This is a genomic window from Myxococcus sp. AS-1-15 (assembly GCF_020037055.1).
In the GTDB taxonomy this organism is placed as follows: Bacteria; Myxococcota; Myxococcia; order Myxococcales; family Myxococcaceae; genus Myxococcus; species Myxococcus fulvus.
Genome location: NZ_JAIQDF010000001.1, coordinates 81,795 through 104,338 on the forward strand (window position 1 = coordinate 81,795; position 22,544 = coordinate 104,338).

The following is a 22,544-nucleotide window of genomic DNA, read 5'->3' on the forward strand; positions in this document are numbered from 1 at the left end:
CAGCAACCCTGCCCTGGGGGCGCGCCCCTGGGTGCGCCGCGTCTGCTCTTGCACGACCGGATGTCAGACTATTGTAAGCGCTCCTTGACGTCGCCCCTCCACGCATCCACCTCAGCCCTGGTGGCCGTGCGTGCGCGACGAGAAGGATGTGGTGAAGCTCCGAGCCGATGACCGAGAGGTGTCCTGGGAGCGCCCGTCGCGGCCGGGGTTGTCCGCGTCACGGCTGCCTGCTCACAATGTGACCATCGAGGGTTGGGTGGTGGAGTGGCTCGCCCTGCACTGGCAGATGCCCACGGCCTCCATCGACACCCGGCGCCCCCTGGTGGAGCAGGGCCTCGACTCGATGGGGGCGATGCGGCTCACGTACGACCTGGAGCAGTGGCTGGGGTTGCCCCTCACCCTGTCGTTCCTCTGGGAGCAGCGCACCATCGAGTCGCTGGCGCGCGCCCTGGCCTCGCCGGACACGCTGTTCTCCCTGTCGCCCGTGAGTGATGCGGGCGACGCGGCGGGGGGGCTGGCGTCGGACACCGCGCCCGCGTCCTCGGGGCAGCGGCGCCTGTGGCGGCTGATGCGTCCTGTGCCCGACAGCCCGCGCTTCCACGTCCATTTCGGGCTGCGGTTCGACGGGCCGCTGGATGTCGACTCGCTGAAGCTCGGCCTCGAGGAGCTGGTGCGTCGGCACGAGGCCCTCCGGACGACGTTCCGCGAGGGCGACGGCGCGTTGACCCAGGTCGTCTCGCCCGCGGCGCGACTGGAGCTGCCGGTCGTCGACCTGCGGGGCGGAGGTGGGGGCGCGCCGGAGGAGGCGCTGGACTCGTCCTCGTTCCGCGCGATGAACGATGCCCAGGCGCGCGCGCCCTTCGACGTGGCGTCCGGTCCGCTGATGCGCGCCGCGCTGGTCATCCTGGCGGAGCAGACCCACGTCCTGCTGGTGACGCAGCATCAGCTCATCACGGACGGGCCGTCGCTCGGGGTCTTCGGGCGGGAGCTGGCCTCGCTGTACCGCGTCTTCCAGGCCGGGGTGCCCTCGCCGCTGGCGCCTCCCGCGCGTCAGCCCGTGGACGTGGCGCGCTGGCAACATCGCTGGTCGACGAGTGACGCGGCCCGCCTGCAGCGCGAGTACTGGCGCGCGCGGCTGGAGGGCGCCCCGCCGCTCTCGCTGACGTCGCGATGGACTCGCGAGGAGGCCGCGGGAGGGCAGGGCGGGCTGGTGCGCTTCGAGGTGCCCGTGGCGCTGACGGCCGCCTGGAAGTCGCTGGCGAGCACGGAGGGCGCCACGTTGTTCACGGCCCTGTCCGCGGTGTTCGCCGCGCTCTTGCGCCAGGTGTCCGGCCAGGAGGACGTGCTCGTGGGCACGGTGGTGGCCAACCGGGGACGCCGCGAGCTGCGCGACGTGGTGGGCCTGCTCTCCAACACCGTGGCGCTGCGCTGCGACCTGACGGGCAACCCGTCCTTCCGCGAGCTGCTCCGGCGCCACCGCCTGCGCACCACGGAGGACCTGGGCCACCAGGAGCTCCCCTTCGACGAGGTGGCCGCGAGCCTCCCGCACGGGCTGCAGGCCGCGTGTGTGTTCGAGAGCGCGACGGGGGTGGACCTGTCCATCCCCGGCCTGTCCTGCACGCTGCTGTCGGACACGCCGGACGCATCCGTGCCGGGGTTCGCCCGCCATGCGCTGACGCTGCTGCTGCGCGAGGACCTGGCGGGGCTTCGCGGCGCCTTCGAGTACGCCTCCGCCGTCTTCCATCCCGCGGAGGTGGAGCAGCTGGCCCGGGCCTTCCGTCACCTGCTGGGGCGCATCGTCGAGGCGCCGGACGCGCGGCTGGACGAGCTGACCCTGTCCGACGAAGCGCCGCGTCAGGCGCCGGACGGCGGGCCCGCGAGGACCTCCGGCACGGCGGACTCCAGCGCCTGACGGGCCTCTTCGAAGTCCCGTCGCGCCAGGTCCACCCACTCCCGGAGCAGCTCCAGCGGCTCGTGCGGCGCGCGCGTCTCCAGCGCCTCGCACCGGCGCGACAGCCGGGCCGCGCCGAACAGGGCCGCGCTGGAGCGCAGGCTGTGCGCGTGGCGGGTGAGCGCCGCCGCGTCGGAGGTCTCCAGGGCCTGCTGGAACGAGGACAGGTGCTTGTCGGCGTTGCGCAGGAAGTCGCGCACCAGCGTGGCCAGCTCGCCCCGGTCCGGGCCGGTGAGCAGCTCCAGCTTCTGCACCGCGGAGGCGTCGAACCCGGGCGCCTCGGGCGGCGGCGCCAGCGGGAGGTCGGGCAGCCGCGCCGCGCTCTCCAGCGCCGCCATGAGCAGCGTGGCGTCCACCGGCTTCGTCACGAAGTCGTTCATCCCCGCCTGGAGACACAGGTCCTTGTCTCCCTGGATGACGCTCGCGGTCATCGCGATGATGCGGGGGCTGCCATACCGGGGAGCGTCCGCGCGGATGCGGCGCGTGGCCTCCAGGCCGTCCATCTGCGGCATGTGCACGTCCATGAAGACGACGTCGTAGCGCTCGCGCTCCAGGGCGCCCAGCGACTCCACGCCGTTGCCCGCCACGTCGGCGTCGTAGCCCAGCTTCTTGAACAGGCGCAGGCCGACCTTCTGGTTGATGGGGTTGTCCTCCACCAGGAGGATGCGCAGGGGCAGCCGCTGGCCCAGCGTGGCGTCCAGCTCCGCGGAGGCGCGGGTGGCCACCTCCTCGCCCTCGCGCAGGACGACCTCCACGCTGAAGGTGGAGCCCAGGCCCACGGTGCTGTGCACGCGGATGGTGCCGCCCATCAGCTCCGCCAGCCGCAGGCTGATGGCGAGCCCCAGGCCCGTGCCGCCGTAGTGGCGGCTGGTGGACGCGTCCACCTGGCTGAACGAGCGGAACAGCCGGTTCATCCGCTCCGCGGGGATGCCGATGCCGGTGTCCTGGATGTCGAAGCGCAGGGGCCAGCTGTCGGGCTCGAGCCCCGGCTTCAGCTCCCCGCGCGACACGCGCACGCTGACGCCGCCCTCGTGCGTGAACTTGAGCGCGTTGCCCACCAGGTTGACCAGCACCTGCCGCAGCCGCGTCTTGTCGCCCCACAGCGCGTCGCGCACGTCCGCGTCCACCGTGTGCTTCAGGTACAGGCCGCGCGAGGCCGCCTGCGGCCCCAACAGGCCCAGGCATTCCTTGAGGCTCTGGCGCAGCGAGAAGGACTGTCCGTCGAGCTCGAACGCGCCCGCTTCAATCTTGGAGAAGTCGAGCAGATCATTGATGAGCCGCAGCAGCGCCTCGCCGCTGGTGTGGATGACGTCCACGCTCTCTCGCTGCTCCTCGGTGAGCGACGTCTCACGCAAGAGCTGCGCCATGCCCAGCACGCCGTTCATGGGTGTGCGGATCTCGTGGCTCATGTTGGCCAGGAAGCTGGACTTGGCGGTGTTGGCGGCGTCCGCCTCCGCGCGCGCGGCGTCCAGCGCCAGGTTCTTCTCCCCCATGCTGGAGAGGGCGTCCTGGGCCTCGGTGACGTCCAGCAGCGCCCACAGCCTGCCGCGCGCGGAGCCCCGGCGCGCGGGCACGCAGGAGACGGACAACGTCTGGTGTGGTGACTCGAAGCGCCAGAGCATGTCGCGCAGCTCCGGCTGGCTGCCATCGAACAGCCTCGCCATCCGCTCCTCGATTTGCGCGCGGTTGGTCGCGCGCTCTCGCAGCGAGGCCATGGCGCGCGACATCTGGTGGGCGGGCACCTGCCCCTCGGGCAGCCCGAGCATGACGGCGCCCGGCTTGTTCACCCACGTCTCGACGCGGTTGTGCTCCAGGAACACCAGCGCGCAGGGCACCGCGTCGGTGATGGCGTCCACGCGCGCGCGCAAGGTCTCCGTGGCGCTCTCCAGGTCGCTCTCCCGCGCGCAGGTGAGCAGGAGCCCCGTCAGGGCCTGGAGGCAGGCGCGCTCGGCGGGGGAGAAGCCCGTGGGGCCCTGGCGCACCAGCACGAGGCCGCCCTTGCGGTCGTCAACGGAGTGCCACGGCAGCACGGCCATGGCGCCGCGCAGCGACTCGGGGACGCCGCTCTCCAGGGGACGGGGTTCATGGAAGCGCCACGTCGAGTCCTCCGCCAGGGGGCCGCGGAAGAGCGCCTCGCCCAGGTGCGCCAGCCGAGGGCGCTGCGCGGGCGTGCCGGCCAGCTCGAACACGGTGAGCGGGTCGATGCGGCGCAGGCTGACGGCCACGTCCGCGCGGCAGGCCTGACGCACCACCTCCAGCAGCCGGGTGAGCTGGCCGCCGTCGCGCGTGCCCAGCGCTCGCACCGCGGCCACCATCAGCTCCGCCAGCGCGGGGTCCACGGTCAGGGAACCGGGAGGGGGCCCCGGTTCCGTCACTTCCGTCGAGGAAGCGCTCACGCCGCCGCGAGGGCGCTTGCCGCGAGGGCGTCCGAGATGAGCGTGTTGACCTCGTTGGGCGCGCTCAGGTGCGGCAGGTGTCCCTGGTTGGGGACGTAGCGGATGTTGCCGCTCGGCAGGCTCCTGGCCAGGTACTCGCCCACCGCGGTGGGGACGGCGAAGTCGTTGAGCGGCTGGACGACCCAGGTGGGCACCTTCAGCCGGGTCACCTGCTCGCGGTAGTCCGACTCGAAGATGATGCGAATCACGCCGACGGCGATGTCGGGGCGCAGCGCTAGCAGCGAGTCGGCGAAGCCCTTGACCATCTCCGGCGTGGCGGCGGGACCCATGGCCGCCTGCGCGAAGCCGCTGGCCCAGGCCTCGAAGTGCTGCTCGATGGTCTTGTACAGCTCGTCGACGGCCTGGCGGTCGAACCCGCCCTTGAAGTCAGGCGAGTTGAGGTAGCGGGGCGAGGCGCCGATGAAGAGCATGCCCCGGAAGAACTCGGGTCGGACCAGCCCCGCGAGCACGCCAATCATGCCGCTCATCGAGTGGCCCACGTAGAAGACGTTGCGAGCCTTGACCGACTCGAGCACCTCCAGCAGGTCCAGCGAGTAGCTCTCCAGGGCCGCGTAGCGATGCGGGCTGTAGTCCTCCAGGTCCGTGCCGTGCGTGCCCACGTGGTCGAACAGGACGATGCGGTGCGTGTCCTCGAAGGCGCGCACCTGGTGGTGCCACGCGCTCTGGTTGGTGCCGAAGCCGTGGGCGAAGACAATCACATCGTCGCCTCGGCCAATGACCTGCACATTGTTTCGAGTGGTGACTGACTTGGTCATGGCGCGAGTCTAGATGATGCGGGGCGCACGGGACGATGCAGCCCGCATGCTCGCAAGTCGACCACCCGACGGAACGTCACGACTCGCGCAGGCGCGCTCACGTTGCCGCACAAGGCGGCAGTGTACCGAGGGCCAGTTGACCCGCGGGAACCCCGTAGTCGCGCGGGACATGCAGGCGGGTCATGACGGACAGTCGCCGCGTCGGCCCCGGCACATCGCGTGCGAAGTCTGTCCGGGGGCGCCCACTCGCGGGCCCGGAGGGTTGAGGCGCGCGAGGCGTGCGGGGACAACGGCGCGTGGGGAGGAGCGCGCATGGGACTGTCGATGTTCCTGACGATGTGGGTGGGGCTGATGTCTGTCGCTCCAGCGGGCAGCGAGGCCCGGCTGCCCGGCAGCACGGAGTGGGCGCTCAGCCAACCGGCGACGGGCGCGCAATTGGAGGGCTACGCCAGCGCGACGAGCGTGCAGCGGGGCCAGTCCATCGACATCCACGTGCGGACCGACAGCCCGCATGCGGTGCGCTGGGAGCTGTACCGCATGGGCCACTACGGCGGCGCGGGCTCGCGGCGCATGGCGTCCGGAGGTCCCGTCACCCTCGGCCCGCAGCCCACGCCGGCGGCGGACAGGACGACGGGGCTGGTCGAGTGTCGCTGGCCGGTGAGCTTCACCGTGGCGACCCAGGCCTCGTGGCCCAGCGGGGTGTACCTGCTCAAGCTGGTGCGTGACGACGGGCCGCAGTCCTACGTCATCTTCGTGGTGCGCGCCGACGAGCGGAAGAACACGGGCGTCGTCCTGATTCCGTTCACCACGTTCCAGGCCTACAACGCCTGGGGCGGAGAGAGCCTCTACGCCACCTCCCTGGGACTGTCCGGAGGCCACGCGAAGGTCGCCTCGTTCGACCGGCCGTACCTGGATGGAAATGGGGCGGGCGAGTACTTCCATGCCTCGCACCACTTCGTGCTGTGGGCCGAGTCCAAGGGCTACGAGCTCAACTACGTCACCAACGTGGACCTGGACCGGGACCCCTCGCTGTTGCTGGGACAGAAGCTGTTCATCTCGGTGGGGCATGACGAGTACTGGTCGCGTCCGCTCAAGCAGGCGGTGGACGCGGCGCTGGCGTCGGGGGTGAACCTGGCGTTCCTGGGCAGCGACACCAGCTGCTGGCTCATCCGCCTGGAGGCGGGGCCCACGGGCACGTCCAGGCGCAGGCAGGTCTGTTACAAGGACGAGGCGCCCCAGGAGGACCCGAAGGCGGGCACGAACCTCATGACGGTGCGCTGGCGCAACGCGCGCCTGGGCGAGCCGGAGAACGGCCTGGTGGGCGTGATGTCCGACGCGTGGGGCCTCATCCCGCAGCCCTACGTGGTGCGCACGCCGGGCGCCTGGCCCTTCGCCGGCACGGGGCTCGCGCAGGGCGACTCCCTCCTCTCCGTGGTGGGCTACGAAATCGACCGCGCGTGGAGCAACGGGGCCTCGCCGCCGGGGCTCGTCGCCCTCGCCGAGTCGCCGGCCATCAGCAGCAGGGGCGAGCCCAACCGGCACACCTCCACCCTCTACACCGCGCCCTCGGGCGCGTTCGTCTTCGCCAGCGGCGGCATCTCCTGGTCCCACGGCCTGTCGCATCCACACTTCGCGGACCTGCGCGTGCAGCGCATCACCGACAACGTGCTGCGCAGGGCGGGCCTCGTGCCGCCGCTGGCGGGCGACACCTTCGGCGCGGACGACCCCAGGCCCGTGGACCGCACCGGACAGTCCGCGGGCGTGTCCACCTTCGCGGGGGCCGCGTTCCAGGAGGGGTTCGTCAACGGCCCCGCGGCGCAGGCGCGCTTGCGTCGGCCCGTGGGCGTGGCGGTGGACGCGCAGGGCAACGTGTTCGTCGCGGACACCGGCAACCACGCGGTGCGGCGCATCGCCAACGACGCGGCGCGCACCGTCACCACCATCGCGGGCACGGGCACGCCGGGGGTGGGCGAGGGGGCCGGCGCGACGACGGCGCTGCGCTCGCCGCAGTCCATCGCCATCGCCACCGACGGCACGCTCTACGTGGCGGACACGGGCAACCACCGCGTCGTCCGCATCGCCCGGGACGAGCGCTGGACGGTGAGCACCTTCGCGGGCTCGAGGGACGGACGGCAGGGCAAGGTGGACGGCGTGGGCACCGCCGCGCGCTTCCAGACACCCTCCAGCGTGACGTTCGCCGGGACGGACCTGTATGTGGCGGACACCTTCAACCACCGGCTCGCGCGCATCTCCCCGGACGGGCGGGTGAGCACGCTGATTGGCGCGCGCGGCTCGGGCAGCACCAACGGGCCCGCCAGCCAGGCGAAGCTCCACCGGCCCACGGGCGTGGCCTTCGGCGGCGGCGCGCTGTGGGTGGTGGACACGGGCAACCGCCTCATCCGCCGCGTGGCGCTGGACGCTTCCTTCACCACCTCCACCGCCGCGGGCGCCGTCACCGGTGGCTTCTCGGACGGGGCGGGCAGCGCGGCGCTGTTCCTGCCGATGCTCGGCGCGGCCTACGTCCAGGACCGGCTGCTGGTGACGGACACGGGCAACGAGCGCATCCGCGCCGTCGCCTCCGGCCGGGCGAGGACGTACGCGGGCACGGGCGCGCATGGCGCTCGGGATGGCGCGGCGGAGCAGGCCACCTTCAGCCTGCCCGCGGGCATCGCGGGCCTGCCCAACGGGGACGTGCTGGTGGTGGACCAGGGCGCGTCCACGGTGCGCAAGCTGCTCGCGCCCGCCTCGGGGGGAGGCTCGCGTCCCGTGCCGCGCATCACCGGTGGACCCTTCTCCGGGACGAGCGCGCCCTTGAACGTGTTCCTCGACGCGACGACGAGCACCGCGACGGGCGCGGGCCGCTGGATTCAGCGCTTCCGGTGGGAGCTGGGGGACGGCACCACGTCCGACGCGGCGTACCTGGAGCACCGCTACACGGGCGTGGGCCGCTACACCGTCACGCTCACCGCCACGGACGACCTGGGGGCGAGCGCCTTCGCCACGCAGGTCATCCAGGTGGGCCCGCCCTGACGACGGGCCCGTTCAGGCTCAGGACTTCAGGAAGGCGAGCAGGTCCGCGTGGAACTGCTCGCGGTGCGTCACCGTCAGGCCGTGCGGAGCGCCGGCGTAGACCTTGAGCGTGGAGCCCTTCACCAGCCGGGCCGCCGCGCGCGCCGCGCCCTCGATGGGGACGATCTGGTCGTCATCGCCGTGGATGATGAGCGTGGGGACGTCGAACTTCTTCAGGTCCTCGGTCTGGTCCGTCTCCGAGAACGCCTTGACGCAGTCGTAGGCGGGCTTGAGGCCGCACTGCATGCCGGCCAGCCAGAACGCGTCGCGCGCGCCCTGGGAGACCTTGGCGCCGGGGCGGTTGGCGCCGAAGAAGGGCGTGGTGAGGTCCTGGAAGAACTGGGAGCGGTCGGCGAGGACGCCCGCGCGGATGTTGTCGAACACCTCGATGGGCAGGCCGCCCGGGTTGCTGGCCGTCTTCGCCATGAGCGGAGGCACCGCGCCCACGAGCACCGCCTTGGCCACGCGCCGGGTGCCATGCCGGGCGATGTAGCGCGCCACCTCGCCGCCGCCGGTGGAGAAGCCCACGAGCACCGCGTTCTTGACGTCGAGCGCGTCGAGCACCGCGGCCAGGTCGTCGGCGTAGGTGTCCATGTCGTGACCGGACCACGTCTGGGTGGAGCGGCCATGGCCCCGGCGGTCGTGCGCGATGGCGCGGTAGCCGTTCGAGGCGACGAACTGGAGCTGCTCGTCCCAGCTGTCCGAGTTCAGCGGCCAGCCATGGCTGAAGACGACGGGCTGACCCGTGCCCCAGTCCTTGTAGAAGATGCGCGCTCCATCCTTCGTCGTGACGATGCTCATCGTGCCGGCTCCTTCGGGAAGTGACTTCCGCGAGAGCCACCGTAGCCAGGTGCACGGTCGCGCCCCACCCCAAGCCGAGGCGCTCCCGACTCCCCCGGATGGGGGAGGGTGTCTCAGAGCGGCGTGGGCTCCAGCCTCGCGACGAAGTGCGACAGCCCCGGCACGGGCGAGTCCTGGACCAGCTTCAGGCCGTGGCGGATGGAGGCGCGGCGCTGATGCACGGCGGCCACGCACTTCGCCACGTAGGCCATGTGGTGGTTCGTATAGGCCCGCCTCGGGATGGCGAGCCGGAACAGCTCCAGGCGCGGGAGCTTCTTCCTGCCGGTGACCGGGTCGGTGTCCTCGAACGCCAGCGCGCCGAGCCCCACGCCACGGATGGCGCCCTCGCGATACAGCTCCACGCTGAGCACGTCCGCCGGGTAGCACCGCTGGGGGATGTGCGGCAGGAACGCGCCGGCGTCGATGAAGACCGCGTGTCCGCCCACCGGGCGCAGGATGGGCACCCCCGCCTCGGTGAGCAGGTCCCCCAGGTAGCGCACCTGGGAGACGCGGTGGGCCAGGTACTCCTCGTCGACCATCTCGCGCAGCCCTCTCGCCAGGGCCTCCAGGTCCCTCCCCGCGAGCCCGCCATAGCTGAGGTAGCCCTCGTGCAGGATGGTCCGGGGCGCCAGCTGGTAGTAGAGGGCCTCGGTGCGCATGGCCACCAGGCCGCCGATGTTCACCAGCGGGTCCTTCTTGCAGCTCACGGTGATGGCGTCCGCGCAGTCCATCATCCGGCGGAGGATTTGCGCGCACGTGAGGTTCCGACAGGACGCCTCGCGCTGCTGGATGAAGTACGCGTTCTCCGCCATGCGCGCGGCGTCCAGGAACAGGGGGATGCCGCGTGCGCGGGTCAGCCGCGCGCAGGCCCGCAGGTTCTCCAGGCTGACGGGCTGGCCACCGCCGGAGTTGTTGGTGACCGTCACCATGACGAGCGGAATGCGCCGCGAGTGCGGATGCTGCGCGAGGGCCGCCTCCAGCTTGCCCAGGTCGACGTTGCCCTTGAAGGGGGCGTCCACCTCCGGCTGGTAGGCCTCTTCCACCACGCAGCTGAGCGGCTGGGCCCGGGCCTGGAAGATGTGGGCCCGCGTGGTGTCGAACGGCATGTTCATGGGGATGAGGTCCCCTTCGCGGGCCAGCGAGCTGAAGACCACGTGCTCCGCGGCGCGCCCCTGGTGCATGGGCAGGAAGTGGTCGAAGCCGAGCAGCTCCTGGAGGGTCTTCTTCAACGTGTAGAAGCTGTCCGCGCCCGCGTAGGACTCGTCGCCGTTCATCAGCGCGGCCCACTGCGCCTTGCTCATGGCGCCGGTGCCGGAGTCCGTCAGCAGGTCCAGATACACGTCCCGGCTCTTGAGCTGGAACATGTTGTAGTGGCTGGCGCGCAGGGCCGTCTCGCGGGTGTCGCGCGAGGGCAGGGCGAGCGGCTCGACCATCTTGATGCGGAAGGGCTCGGGCAGGACCTGGGGCTTCGTCATCGGCGACGCTCCTCATCGAGGGGGCTGGGGACGACGAACTTGCGGCGCCGAGGTTCCGTTGCCCATTGAACCGACGGACAGTCCTCGAGGGCGATGCCCCGCAGGGCGAGCTGCTTGCGGGCCCCGGACAGAGCGCCTCCGCGCATGTCTGGAATCGAAAGGCCCCGAGCGCGCCCCTGGAGCCTCCGGGCTTCGTCGGTTATGCGCCACTGCGTCCACCAAGCGTCCGATGACGAACGTGACGAGGGACTCCGTCCGCCGCGTGCGGGGTGGCTGGCCTAGGGTCCGACGCGTGGACCCCGTGGATACTGGAGACGCGCGCGCGAGCGCGGAGGAGGGCCGGAGTCGGACGCCTCGGCTGGACGTGGGGGCCTGGAAGAGCGCGGTGGCGCGCGTGGTCTTCCTGGCGCTGACGTGGTGGGCGCTGTGTGACGGCGACCCGAGCAGCCTGACGTTCGGCCTGGTGGTGGTGGGCGTCGTGTCCGGGGTGAGCTTCGTGTTGAGTCCGCCGCGTCGCCACGCGTGGACGCTCCTGGGCGTGGCGGGCTTCGCGCTCTTCTTCCTGAAGGGCTCGGTGCACGGCGGCTTCGACGTGGCGAAGCGAGCCCTCTCGCCCAGCCTGCCCATCTCCCCCGTCTTCGTCCGCTACCCGATGCGCCTGCCCGAGGGCGCGCCCCAGACGCTGTTCCGCATCACCCTCAGCCTGATGCCCGGCACGCTGAACGCGGACGTGGAGGGCGAGGAGCTGGTGGTGCACGCGCTCGTGGACCGGGGGCAGGGCATCCATGAGGAGCTGGAGGACCTGGAGCGCCGCGTGCGCCGCCTGTTCGGCCTGGACGCGTCCGCTCCGCCGCGGGAGGGCGCCCATGCATGAGTTGCGCACGGGCCTGGCCCTCTTCCTGCTCCTGAACATCCTGGCCGGCATGGTGCGCGTCGTTCGTGGGCCCACGCTGACGGACCGCTTCATCGTGGCGCAGCTTTTCGGCACCACGGGCGTGGGCGTGCTGGTGCTGCTCGCCGGGAACGAGGGGAGCGCTCCCCTGCGGGACGTGGCCCTCATCTTCGCGTTGCTCGCGCCCGTCACGGTGGTGGCCTTCGTGCGCTTCGCGGTGGGCAGCGACGCGGAGGACGCGCGCGCTCGCGGCGAGGAGCCGCGCCGATGACCCTCCTCGACGGTGTCTCTTCGGCGTTCATGCTCGCGGGCGCGGGCTTCTGTCTGGCGGGCACGGTGGGCGTGCTGCGCTTCCCGGACGTGTACTGCCGGCTGCACGCGCTCACCAAGGTGGACAACCTGGGGCTGGGCCTGGTGGTGGTGGGCCTGGCGCTCCAGTCGGGCTCGTGGGCCACGGCGCTCAAGCTGTTCCTGGTCTGGCTGTTCGTCCTCGTCGCCAGCGCCTTCACGTGTCAGCTCATCGCCCGCGCGGCGCTGCGGCGGGGCACGCCCGCCTGGACTGGACGGCGGGAGTCATGATGGACGGGCTGCTCGACGCGAGCCTCGCCATCTGTCTGCCCCTCCTGGCCTGGCTGGTGCTGAGGACGGAGGCGCTGTCGCAGGCGGTGGTGCTCTTCGTGGCCTTCGGCCTGTTCTCCGCGCTGGGCTGGGCGCGGCTGGACGCTCCGGACATCGCGCTGGTGGAGGCCGCGGTGGGCACGGGCCTGACGGGCGCGCTGCTGATGCACACGCTGAGCTGGACGGAGGAGGACTCCTCGGACGTGCGCGCCCGCGCGCGGCGCAGGCCCTGGGCGCTGTTGTGCACGGTGGCGCTGGCGGCGCCGCTGGGCTGGGCGGTGCTTGCGCTGCCCGCCGACAGCCGGGGCCTGGGGCCGCTCATCGCCGCGCGCCAGGGGGACAGCGGCGTGGAGCACCCCGTCACCGCGGTGCTCTTGAACTTCCGGGGCTACGACACGCTGCTGGAAATCGCGGTGCTGCTGGTGGCCGCGCTGGGCGCGCGCGCGGTGAACCCGCGCAGCGAGCGGCCGGACAAGGAGGCGATGGAGGACCCGCTGACGGGGGAGCTGTTCCGGATGATGACGCCCGCGCTGCTGCTGGTGGCGGGCTACCTGGTCTGGGTGGGCGACCACGGTCCGGGCGGAGCCTTCCAGGCGGGCGCCATCCTCGCGGGCGGCGGGGTGGTGGCCATCCTCACCGCGCGCATGGGCACGCCGCGCATGTCGTCCCCGCGGGTGCGCTGGGCGCTGCTCACCGGGCCGTTGATGTTCATCCTGGTGGCGGTGGCGCCGCTCGTCTCCGGAGGGCGGCTGCTCGAGTACCCCCAGAAGTACGCGGGCACGCTCATCTTCGTCGTGGAGGCGGCGCTGACGGTCTCCATCGCCATGGTGCTGTTGATGTTCTTCCCCGGGACGCGGCCGCCCCGGGCGCTGCCGGAGGAGACGCCGTGAGCCCGTGGGCCGTCTATGCGCTTTCGGGCGTGGCGATGTTCAGCGTGGGGTTGGTGGGGCTCTTCTCCCATCAGCACGTGGTGAAGCGCATCCTCGCGGCGAACATCGCGGGCTCCGGCGTGCTGCTGGTGCTGGTGGCGCTCGCGCGGCGGGTGCCCACGGGCGTGCCGGACCCGGTGCCGCACGCGCTGGTGCTCACGGGCATCGTGGTGTCGGTGAGCGCCACGGCGCTCGCGGTGGCGCTGGCGCGGCGCATGGCGCGGCTGCAGGCCGAGCAGTCCCACACCCCGGAGCGGGAGCCCGTCTCCGATGGGGAGCTCTCATGACGGGAGCCTCGGCCTTGATGGCGTGGCCCGTCGTCATCCCTCTGCTGGGCGCGGTGCTGGCGCTGCTGGTGGGACGGCCCGCGGTGCGCCTCATCTCGGGCGTGACGTCGGTGGCCACGCTCAGCGCGTCCGCCGTGCTGGCGTGGGAGGTGGCGCACCGGGGTGTGCTGCGCCAGAGCATCGGCGGCTGGGGCGTGCCGCTGGGCATCGAGTGGCGGGCGGACGGGCTCGCCGTGCTGATGCTGCTCACCATCGCCCTGGTGGGCTCGCTCACCAGCGTCCACGCGCTGGACCACCTGCCGGACCGGGAGGACCGGGAGTTCCTGCCGCTGTGGCTGCTGGTCTGGTGCGCGCTCAACGCGCTGGTGCTGTCGGCGGACGCCTTCAACCTCTACGTCACGCTGGAGCTGACCACGCTGGGCGCCGTGGCGCTCATCGCGGTGCGGCGGGATTCGCCGGGGCTGGACGGAGGGCTGCGCTACCTGCTCTTCGCGCTGCCGGGCTCGCTCTGCTACCTGCTGGGCATCGCGCTGTTGTACGGGGCCTATGCGGCGCTGGACGTGGGGCTGCTCGCCGAGCGCGTCCAGCCCGGGCCGGTGACGTGGGTGGCGGCGGCGCTGGTCACGGTGGGGCTGTGCCTCAAGACGCCGCTGTTCCCGCTGCACGTGTGGCTGCCGCCGACGTACGCGGGCGCGCCCACGCCGGTGACGGCGCTGTTGTCCGCGCTCATCTCCAAGGGCTCCTACTACGTGCTGTTCCGGCTGTGGATGGAGGTCTTCGCGCCGGTGATGGACGCCCAGGTGGCGCAGCTGCTCGGGCTGTTGGGCGCGGCCGCCGTCATCTGGGGCTCGTTGCTGGCGCTGCTCCAGTCGCAGCTCAAGCGCGTGGTCGCGTACTCGAGCGTCGCGCAGATCGGCTACCTGTTCCTGGTCTTCCCCATGGCGACGGAGGACGCGAGGGCCGGGGCCATCTACCTGGTCGTCTCGCACGCGGCGGCCAAGGCCTCCATGTTCGTGGCGGTGGGCAACATCCACCAGGCGGTGGGCATCACCACGCTGGGCGGGGTGCAGGGCCTGGCGGGGCGGATGCCGTTCACCTTCCTGGCGCTCGGCCTGGGAGGCATCAGCCTGATTGGCATTCCCCCGAGCGGGGGCTTCATCGCGAAGTGGCTGCTGCTCAACGCGTCCATCTCCACGGGCCAGTGGTGGTGGGGCGTGGTGCTGCTGGTGGGCAGCCTCCAGGCGGCGGCGTACGTCTTCCGCATCCTCCGGGGCTCGTTCCTGCCGCTGCCCGAGGGCGTCACGGTGCGCGCCATCCCGCTGGGCAACGAGCTGGCGCCGTTCGCGCTGGCGCTCATCGCGCTGGTGCTGGGGCTGGTGCCCTGGTTCCCGTTGGGGCTGCTGGCGGTGGGGGCGGCGCGATGAACACCTGGCTGCCCATGTGCGTGCTCTTGAGCTCGCTGTTGCCGGGGCTCATCATCTTCCTGCTCTCCGAGGAGGCGCGGCGCACGCGCACGGTGCTCAACCTGACGGCCGCGGCGACGAAGCTGCTGCTCACGGCGGCCATGGCCTGGGGCGTGTTCCAGGGGCGTCAGTACGAGTCGCGCGTGACCTTCTTCCCCAACGCGGACCTGGTGCTCAGGGCGGACTCGTTCAGCCTGCTCTTCATCACGCTGTCCGCGGTGCTGTGGTTCGTGACCACCATCTACGCGGTGGGCTACCTGGAGGGCACCGGGCACCGCAGCCGCTTCTTCGGCTTCTTCTCGCTGTGCGTCGCCTCGACCATGGGCATCGCCCTGGCGGGCAACCTCCTGACGTTCTTCCTCTTCTACGAGATGCTCACGCTGTCCACGTATCCGCTGGTCATCCACCGCGGGACGAAGGAGGCGCTGCGCGCGGGCAACGTGTACCTGCGCTACACGCTCAGCGGCGCCACGCTGCTCCTGGCGGGCGTGGTGCTGCTCTACACGCTGGCGGGCTCGGTGGAGTTCACCGAGCGGGGGGCGCTGTCGGCCGTGGCGGGCCACCGCGCGGAATTGACGGTGGCCTTCGCGCTGCTCATCGGCGGGCTCGCGGTGAAGGCGGCGCTGGTGCCGTTCCATGGCTGGCTGCCGGTGGCGATGGTGGCGCCCGCCCCGGTGAGCGCGCTGCTCCACGCTGTCGCGGTGGTGAAGGCGGGGGCGTTCGGCATCACCCGCGTCATCTACGACGTGTATGGCGTCTACCTGGTGCACGACCTGGGGGTGACCCGTCCGTTGGCCGTCGTCGCGGCCATCACCATCCTCTACGGTTCGCTGAAGGCGCTCCAGCAGGGGGACTTGAAGAAGCGGCTGGCCTACTCGACGGTGAGCCAGGTGGCGTACATCGTGGCGGGCATCTCCATCTTCGGCACGGTGTCGACGATTGGAGGGCTGGTGCACCTGGTGCATCAGGGGGTGATGAAAATCACCCTGTTCTTCTGCGCGGGGAACTACGCGGAGGAGCTGCACCTGCACCGGGTGAAGGAGCTGCGTGGGGTGGGGCGGCGGATGCCGCTGACGACGGCGGCCTTCACCATCGCTGCGCTGGGGATGATTGGGATTCCGCCCGTCGCGGGCTTCATCACCAAGTGGTACCTGGGCATCGGCGCGCTGGAGGCGGACGAGTCGTGGCTGGTGGTGGTGCTGCTCTTGAGCAGCCTGCTCAACGCGGGCTACTTCCTGCCCATCGTCTACTCGGCGTGGTTCCAGGCGCCGCGTGAGGACTGGACGCCGAGCCCGCGTCCCCACGGGTGGGAGATTGGCTGGGCGCTGCTGTTCCCGACGGTGGTGACGGCGGTGCTGTCGGTGGCCGCCGGGCTGTTCGCGGGCGCGGAGCTCAGTCCCCTGGGCTGGACGCGGCTCATCACGGACCGGGAGTTCCGGCCATGAGCGGCTGGGAGGAGGTGCCCTCGCTGCTGGTCATGGCGACGTTGGGCGTGCCGCTCTTGCTCACGGTGGCGGTGCTGCTGCCGGCGACGCGCAAGGGGGGCGTCCTGCTGGCGCCGTGGGCGGCGCTGCCGACGGTGGTGCTGGGCTTGAGCGCCGGGGCGACGGTGTATTGGCCGCACGTGCTGTTGGGCATGCGGCTGTACGCGCCGGACGAGGTGACGCGGACGTACCTGCTCTTCACCGGCGTGTTGTGGCTGTTCTCCGGGCTCTTCGCGCGAGGGTATCTGCGCGAGGACGGGCGGAAGGCCTCGTTCTGGGGCTTCTACCTGGCGACGCTGGTGGGGAACGTGGGCGCGGTGCTCGCGCGGGACATGGCGAGCTTCTACCTGTTCTTCGCGATGATGACCTTCTGCGCGTATGGGCTCGTGGTCCATTCGCGGGACGAGCGCGCGGCGCGGGCGGGGCGCGTGTACATCATCATGGCGTTGGTGGGCGAGGTGCTGCTGCTCGCGGCCTTCTTCCTCATCGCGGGCACGCGCATCAACCTGACGTTCGACGAGGTGCCGCGCGTGGTGGCGCAGTCGCCCGAGCGCGCGCTCATCTGCGTCCTGATTCTCGCGGGCTTCGGCGTGAAGGTGGGCGTGCTGCTCTTGCACATGTGGCTGCCCCTGGCGCATCCGGTGGCGCCCGCGCCGGGCAGCGCGGTGCTCAGCGGCACCATCATCAAGGTGGGCGTGCTGGGCTGGCTGCGCTTCCTGCCGCTGGGCGAGGCGAGCGTGCCCCAGGTGGGGCAGGTGCTCGTGGTCCTGGGCCTGGCGGCGAGCTTCTACGGCGTGCTGGTGGGGCTGACGCAGAGGGAGGCGAAGACGGTGCTCGCCTATTCGAGCATCAGCCAGATGGGGTTCTTGACGCTCGCGGTGGGGCTCGCGTTGGGCGCACCGGAGGCGGCGCCGGTGTTGGTGGGCGCGGTGCTCGTGTATGCGACGCACCACTCCCTGGCGAAGGGGTTGTTGTTCCTGGGCGCCGGGCTGGTGCACGAGACGGGGCGCCGGGGCTGGCGCGCGGTGGTGGTGTGGGTGGGGCTGGTGTGGGCCGGGCTGGAGATCGCCGGAGCGCCGCTGACGAGCGGGGCGTTGGCGAAGTTGTCGTTGAAGTCGGCGGAGGCGGTGGCGCACGCGCCGGAGGTGGTGCCGACGCTGTTGTCGCTGGCGGCGGTGGGCAGCACGCTCATCATGGCGCGCTTCCTGGTGACGGTGCTCCCCGATGCGCCCGAGCAGGGGACTCGCGCCACCGGAGGGATGTGGTTGTCATGGGTGCTGCTGCTCGTCGTGGACACGGTGCTGCTGGTAGGGCCGCCGGTGGGCTCGGAGTTCCTGCCCAAGCTCCTGGAGCCGAAGAATCTGCTGTCCGCGGCCTGGCCCGTGGCGCTGGGTGTGGCCGTGAGCGTCGTGGCGTGGCGCATGGGCCGGAGCGTGCCGGAGATACCGGCGGGGGACGTGCTGTGGCCCTTGTCGCGGCGGGTGCTCCCCGGGTGGCGACTCTTGACGCGAGGGGCGGAGCGCGAGGACTCGAAGCCGAGTGAGTTGACGGTGCGCACGCTGCGCGGGTTCGAGCGGATGCGGGACCACTTCCTCCGCGCGGTGGGGCGCGGGGAGGAGGGGCTGAGCCGGCTGAGCCACGTGGGCTTCCTGCTGCTGGTGTTCCTGGGCGTCTTCCTGTTCCTGCTGGTGCGCTGAGGCTGCGCGGGTTCGCGAGCACGTCGCCGGTTCACAAGGGCTTCGCGCCGGTGTCGACCTTGCTCTCGCGCCGAGATGAGGGGCCGGCGGAGCCATGCGCGCTTCGCGCGGATGTTGCTCCTGCCATCGCGCCAGGGCCTGGTGTCGCTGAACCCGCGAGCTTCGTGAGGGTGGGCCCGGGGCGTGCCTGGCGCCCGCGCGCTCGCGCGAAATAGCGCACCCCGGGGCGCGGCCCGCGTGTCGAGCACGCGGGCCGGTGAGGCTCAGCCGCGCTGGACGCGCAGGCGGGCCGGCAGGCCGTTGAGGCTGACCTCCTCCTCCTGCCCGGTGAAGCCCTCGGGCCCCACGTGGATGGCGGAGGCGAGCGTCTCCCGCGCAATCAACGCGCGGCCCTCGTCCGTCACGCGCTTCACGCGCGCATCACCGTCCACCCAGAGCTGGATGGTGTCCGTGTAGCCCAGCTCCAAATCCTTGCGAGCCCCCTGCACCCGCGCGAGCAGCTCGCGCACGAGCCCCTCGTCGATGAGCGCCTCGGTGAGCTGCGTGTGGAGCACCACCACGCCCGCGCCGGTGCCCGCCGCCGCGAAGCCGGGGTTGGCCTCCACGAGCGTCTCCAGCTCCTCGCCGGTGAACACCAGCTTCTCGCCGCCCAGCTCCAGCGCCACCTGCCCCGTCTGGAGCAGCTCGCGGTGCAGCGCGCGCCCGTCGCCCGTGTCGAACGCCTTGCGCACCGGCGCCAGCTTGGGCCCGAGCCGCCCGCCCACCGCGCGCAGGTTCGGCCGCACCCGGAAGCGCACCACGTCCGCGTCCGGGCTGCCCGGCTCCACGAAGCGCACCTCGTGCACGTTCAGCTCGTCCGCGAGCAAGTCCTTGTACGCGGCCAGCCGCTCCGTCAGCTCCTTGCGCGCGAGGATGATGTCCGCGCGCGCCAGCGGCTGGCGCACCTTGAGCTTGTTGTCCGTGCGCACCTTGAGGCCCGGCGACACCAGCTCGCGCACCGCCGCCATGTCCGCGGCCAGCTCCGCGTCGATGAGGCTCGCGTCCGCCTTGGGGAAGTCCGCCAGGTGCACGCTCTCCGGCTGCGTCGCGGGCCAGGGCTTGCGCACCAGGTTGCCCCACATCTCGTCGGCGAAGAACGGGATGAACGGCGCGGAGATGGCGGCGATGGTGGTCAGCGCCTCGTACAGCGTGAAGTAAGCGTCCTGCTTGTCCTGCTCCAGGCCGGCCGTCCAGTACCGGTCCCGGCTGCGGCGCAGGAACCAGTTGGACAGGCCGTCCACCAGCGCCACCAGCCGCTGGGCCGCGTCGTACACCTGATAGGTGTCCAGCGCCTTCTCCACGTCGCGCAGCGCCAGCTGCACCTCGGAGAGGATCCACCGGTCCAGGAGCGGGCGCTGCTTCACCTCGCGCCAGCCCTGGCTCTGCTTCACCGCCTCCCACGGCGCCGCCTTGGCGTCCGGGTTGCCCTTCGCCGGGTTGAAGCCGTCGATGTTCGAGTAGATGGTGAAGAACGAGTAGACGTTGCGCAGCTTGATTTGAAAGTCCTTCTGCAACAGCCGCACGTTCGCCAGCGAGTGGCGCGTGTTGGACCACGTGGGGCTCGCCGCGTAGAAGAACCAGCGGAACGCGTCCGCGCCGGGGGCCTTGGCGTTGGGGTCCTTCACGGTGACGCGCTCGGAGGCCGCGAGCCTCGGCACCTCCACCGGCATCACGCCCGCGCCCTTGGCGGACGGCGCCACGCCCAGCTTCTCGTGCTCCGCGGGCCCGAGCAGCACCACGCGGCGCTTGAGCTTCTTGTGCGCCTTCACCGTCACGGTGACAAAGACGTCCGGCCGGTCCGGGCGGAACACCTGCACCTTGGCGCCCTCCACCAGGTCCAGGCCCTCCAGGTCCTCGCGCGCGATGAGCGCCACGCCCGGCTCACCCGGCATGCCCGCCTCGGCGGCGGTGAGCACCGCGAAGTCCATGCGCACTTCGTCGAGGATGATTTCGGGCGGCGTGTAGTTGCCCTTGGACTTGGACTCCTTGCGGCCCTCCTTGTCGGAGACGTGGCCCAGCACGATGCAGCTCTTGTACGGGTGCGGCCACTCCCGCTGGGGCACGAGGCCCAGGCGCGCCTGCGTCTCCTCGTCGAAGACCAGCGTGCTCACCATGAGCAGGGAGTAGAACCACCCGCGCGTCTGGTCGATGGCCTCGGAGATGAAGTCCGCCGGGAAGGCGCGGTTGAAGATGGCGTGCGAGCCCTCCGCATGCGGGAAGCCCCACTGCGCGAAGGGCATGCAGCCCGAGTCGAACCACACGTCCACCACCTCGGGCACGCGCACGAAGCGGCCCGGGGTGCCCGGCTTCTCGTACGTCACCTTGTCAATCCAGGGCTTGTGGACGATGAGGTGGCGCGCGTTGGCCTCGTGCGGCTTGCCCTTGAGGAACGCGGCGAGCTCCGACTCCACGGCGCCCAGGTTGCTGCCGGGCTTCTGGCGCAGCGCCTCGAGCGAGGGCACCGCCTCCACCTCGCCCGTCTCCGAGTGGACCCACAAAGGCAGCGGCGTGCCCCAGTAGCGCTCGCGCGACAGGGCCCAGTCGACGTTGTTGGCCAGGAAGTCGCCGAAGCGGCCTTCCTTGATGTGCTCGGGCACCCAGTTGACGGCGCGGTTGTTGGCGATGGCGCGGTCCTTCACCGCCGTGGTGCGGATGTACCAGGCGGGGCGGGCGAACTGGATGAGCGGGTCGTCATCCGCGCGCCAGCAGAACGGGTACTCGTGCTTGTACTGCTCGGTGACGAGCAACAGGCCCCGCTCCTTGAGGTTGCGCTGGATGTCCTTGTCCGCGTCCTTCACGAACTTGCCGGTGACGAGCGGCACGTCCTCGGAGAAGGTGCCGTCCGGCTTCACCGCGCAGAACAGCTCCATCGCGTGCGGCTGGGCGAAGCGCTCGCGGTCCTTGCGGAAGGCGTCGTAGTCGTCCTCGCCGAAGGCCGGGGCGATGTGGACGATGCCCGTGCCGCTCGACAGCGTGACGAAGTCGGCGGCCAGCACGCGCCAGGCGCGCACGTCGTCGCCGCCGTCTCGCAGCGCCAGCCGCGTGTCCCCCTCCTTGGAGAAGTACACGTCGAAGGGCGGCAGGTAGCGCTGGCCCACCAGCGCGCGGCCCGGCTGCGTGTCGAGGACAGGCAGGTCCTTCTTGAGCTTCTTGGCCAGCTCCTCGCGCAGCGCGGCGGCGACGATGAGCTTGCGGTCGCCCGCGTCCACGGTGACGTAGTCGACGCCCGCGTTGACGGCCGCGTACATGTTGGACGGCAGCGTCCAGGGCGTGGTCGTCCAGACGAGCAGCGAGGTGTCCGGCGCGTCGCGCAGCGGGAAGGCGACGTAGACGCTCGGGTCGTCCACCGTCTTGTAGCCCAGGCCCACCTCGGCCGAGCTCAGCGCGGTGCCGCCCTGCGGCCACCACCAGACCACCTTGTGGCCCTGGTACAACAGGCCCTTCTGGTGCAGCTCCGCCAGCGCCCACCAGACGCTCTCCACGAAGGGGCGGTGGTAGGTGACATAGGCCTGGTTCAGGTCCACCCAGAAGCCGATGCGCTCGGTGAGCCGCTCCCACTCGGAGGTGTAGCGGAAGACGGACTCGATGCAGCGCTCGGTGAAGGGCTCCACGCCATAGCGCTCGATTTCCGCCTTGCCGTGGATGCGCAGCTCCTTCTCCACCTCCACCTCCACGGGCAGGCCGTGGGTGTCCCAGCCCGCCTTGCGAGGCACGTAGTGGCCGCGCATCGTCTGGTAGCGGGGGAACAAATCCTTGATGACGCGGGTGAGGACGTGGCCGTTGTGGGGCAGACCGTTGGCGGTGGGCGGGCCCTCGTAGAAGACGAAGCTCTTGGCCCCTTCGCGCGCCTCGAGCGAGCGCTCGAAGATGCGACGGTCCTTCCAGAAGGCGAGGATGCGGCGTTCCTCGGCCGGGAAGTCCATCTCCGCGGGTACGGCGTCGAACAGGGCGGGGGGCGCTGACTCAGGCATGGTGGGTGCTTGATAGCACCCGGAGCGAGGGAGGGAAGGGGGCCCGAGGAGGGATGCGCTCCTAGTTCCAGGGATAGGACGGCTCGTAGGTGCTCGTGCCGCCCAGGAGGAAGGGGAGCTTGCCTGTCAGGACGAGTCCCACCTCGCGGCCCTGTCGGACGCGGCCGGGGACGCCGTCCGGGCCGAGCGCGCCGCCCTTGTCGCTCAGGGGCAGGCTGATGCGCACGCCCAGCGAGCCGTAGATGCCCGTGAGGAAGGGGGTGAGCTGCAGGCCCGTGGTGGGCAGGTGGTCCTCGGTTCCGGTGAGGTGGTAGGCGCCCAGCTCCAGGCCCGCGAAGAGCAGGGTGCCCTGGATGCCGCCGGCGAGGCGGGCCTCCCCCTGGGTCATCCACTGGGCCTGGGCGAAGGCGCCCAGGCTCTGGACTTCATGGACCCAGTTGAGGGTGGACTCCAGCCCCAGCCCGTAGCGGGGCTTGCCCGTGAGGTCGTCGATGCTGACGAGGGGGCCGACGGTGAGCCAGGTCTCGTTCTTGGGGAAGGAGACCTGGGCCTGCGACGCGAAGGGGAGGAGGACGAGGAGGGCGCAGAGGAGGCGTGGGTTCATGGCGTGCTGGAGTT

The 22,544-nt window shown here is 71.4% G+C and carries 16 protein-coding genes; 10 read left to right on the forward strand and 6 right to left on the reverse strand.

Annotation, left to right across the window (positions count from 1 at the left end; translation table 11 throughout):
• Nucleotides 1-130: 130 nt before the first annotated feature.
• The gene (locus K8625_RS00350; protein WP_223781522.1) at nucleotides 131-1,912 is read left to right on the forward strand and encodes a condensation domain-containing protein; all 1,782 of its coding nucleotides are present in this window, start codon (nucleotides 131-133) and stop codon (nucleotides 1,910-1,912) included.
• On the opposite strand, the gene K8625_RS00355 is transcribed toward K8625_RS00350, so the two are convergent.
• Together K8625_RS00355 and K8625_RS00360 are read right to left on the reverse strand one after the other, a co-directional pair.
• Nucleotides 1,855-4,290 (reverse strand): ATP-binding protein, encoded by a 2,436-nt coding sequence (locus tag K8625_RS00355; RefSeq protein WP_223781523.1) that lies wholly within the window; start codon nucleotides 4,288-4,290, stop codon nucleotides 1,855-1,857. The two genes, K8625_RS00350 and K8625_RS00355, sit on opposite strands and share 58 nt — an antisense overlap.
• Nucleotides 4,291-4,343: 53 nt before the next feature.
• Entirely contained in the window at nucleotides 4,344-5,105 is a 762-nt protein-coding gene (locus K8625_RS00360) for an alpha/beta fold hydrolase (RefSeq protein WP_267699564.1), read from the reverse strand.
• 369 nt (nucleotides 5,106-5,474) lie between these two features.
• Between K8625_RS00360 and K8625_RS00365 the strand changes: the two genes are divergently transcribed.
• Nucleotides 5,475-8,192, forward strand: a complete 2,718-nt coding sequence (locus K8625_RS00365; protein ID WP_223781524.1) for a N,N-dimethylformamidase beta subunit family domain-containing protein — start codon at nucleotides 5,475-5,477, stop codon at nucleotides 8,190-8,192.
• 18 nt (nucleotides 8,193-8,210) lie between these two features.
• Here the strand turns inward: K8625_RS00365 and K8625_RS00370 are convergent, their stop codons facing one another.
• Both K8625_RS00370 and K8625_RS00375 read right to left on the reverse strand, forming a co-directional pair.
• Nucleotides 8,211-9,032: an alpha/beta fold hydrolase gene (locus K8625_RS00370; RefSeq protein ID WP_223751362.1), complete on the reverse strand. Its 822-nt coding sequence runs from the start codon at nucleotides 9,030-9,032 to the stop codon at nucleotides 8,211-8,213.
• A gap of 113 nt (nucleotides 9,033-9,145) precedes the next feature.
• Nucleotides 9,146-10,546, reverse strand: coding sequence for a tryptophanase (locus K8625_RS00375; RefSeq protein ID WP_223781525.1), 1,401 nt, complete (start codon nucleotides 10,544-10,546; stop codon nucleotides 9,146-9,148).
• A gap of 301 nt (nucleotides 10,547-10,847) precedes the next feature.
• Between K8625_RS00375 and K8625_RS00380 the strand changes: the two genes are divergently transcribed.
• From K8625_RS00380 to K8625_RS00415, 8 genes are read left to right on the forward strand one after another with little or no spacing between them, the layout of a single operon-like run.
• Complete coding sequence (locus K8625_RS00380) at nucleotides 10,848-11,420, forward strand: Na+/H+ antiporter subunit E (RefSeq protein WP_194869425.1); 573 nt, start codon at nucleotides 10,848-10,850, stop codon at nucleotides 11,418-11,420.
• A complete protein-coding gene (locus tag K8625_RS00385; RefSeq protein WP_223751364.1) occupies nucleotides 11,413-11,709 on the forward strand; it encodes a monovalent cation/H+ antiporter complex subunit F in 297 nt (98 codons plus the stop codon). Before K8625_RS00380 ends, K8625_RS00385 begins: the two co-directional genes overlap by 8 nt.
• Nucleotides 11,706-12,017 (forward strand): monovalent cation/H(+) antiporter subunit G, encoded by a 312-nt coding sequence (mnhG, locus tag K8625_RS00390; RefSeq protein ID WP_223751365.1) that lies wholly within the window; start codon nucleotides 11,706-11,708, stop codon nucleotides 12,015-12,017. The genes K8625_RS00385 and mnhG overlap by 4 nt, the downstream gene beginning before the upstream one ends.
• Nucleotides 12,014-12,946: a hydrogen gas-evolving membrane-bound hydrogenase subunit E gene (mbhE, locus tag K8625_RS00395; protein ID WP_223751366.1), complete on the forward strand. Its 933-nt coding sequence runs from the start codon at nucleotides 12,014-12,016 to the stop codon at nucleotides 12,944-12,946. Before mnhG ends, mbhE begins: the two co-directional genes overlap by 4 nt.
• Nucleotides 12,943-13,272: a cation:proton antiporter subunit C gene (locus K8625_RS00400; protein WP_223751367.1), complete on the forward strand. Its 330-nt coding sequence runs from the start codon at nucleotides 12,943-12,945 to the stop codon at nucleotides 13,270-13,272. Before mbhE ends, K8625_RS00400 begins: the two co-directional genes overlap by 4 nt.
• On the forward strand, nucleotides 13,269-14,696 hold the full coding sequence (locus K8625_RS00405; protein WP_223751368.1) for a complex I subunit 5 family protein: 1,428 nt from the start codon (nucleotides 13,269-13,271) through the stop codon (nucleotides 14,694-14,696). Before K8625_RS00400 ends, K8625_RS00405 begins: the two co-directional genes overlap by 4 nt.
• On the forward strand, nucleotides 14,693-16,180 hold the full coding sequence (locus tag K8625_RS00410) for a proton-conducting transporter membrane subunit (RefSeq protein ID WP_223781526.1): 1,488 nt from the start codon (nucleotides 14,693-14,695) through the stop codon (nucleotides 16,178-16,180). Before K8625_RS00405 ends, K8625_RS00410 begins: the two co-directional genes overlap by 4 nt.
• Nucleotides 16,177-17,916, forward strand: coding sequence for a complex I subunit 5 family protein (locus tag K8625_RS00415; RefSeq protein ID WP_223781527.1), 1,740 nt, complete (start codon nucleotides 16,177-16,179; stop codon nucleotides 17,914-17,916). Before K8625_RS00410 ends, K8625_RS00415 begins: the two co-directional genes overlap by 4 nt.
• Nucleotides 17,917-18,179: 263 nt before the next feature.
• Here K8625_RS00415 and ileS read toward each other — a convergent pair whose 3' ends face one another.
• Nucleotides 18,180-21,926, reverse strand: coding sequence for an isoleucine--tRNA ligase (gene ileS / locus K8625_RS00420; protein WP_223781528.1), 3,747 nt, complete (start codon nucleotides 21,924-21,926; stop codon nucleotides 18,180-18,182).
• A gap of 61 nt (nucleotides 21,927-21,987) precedes the next feature.
• Complete coding sequence (locus tag K8625_RS00425; RefSeq protein WP_223751372.1) at nucleotides 21,988-22,530, reverse strand: hypothetical protein; 543 nt, start codon at nucleotides 22,528-22,530, stop codon at nucleotides 21,988-21,990.
• Nucleotides 22,531-22,544 lie beyond the last annotated feature (14 nt).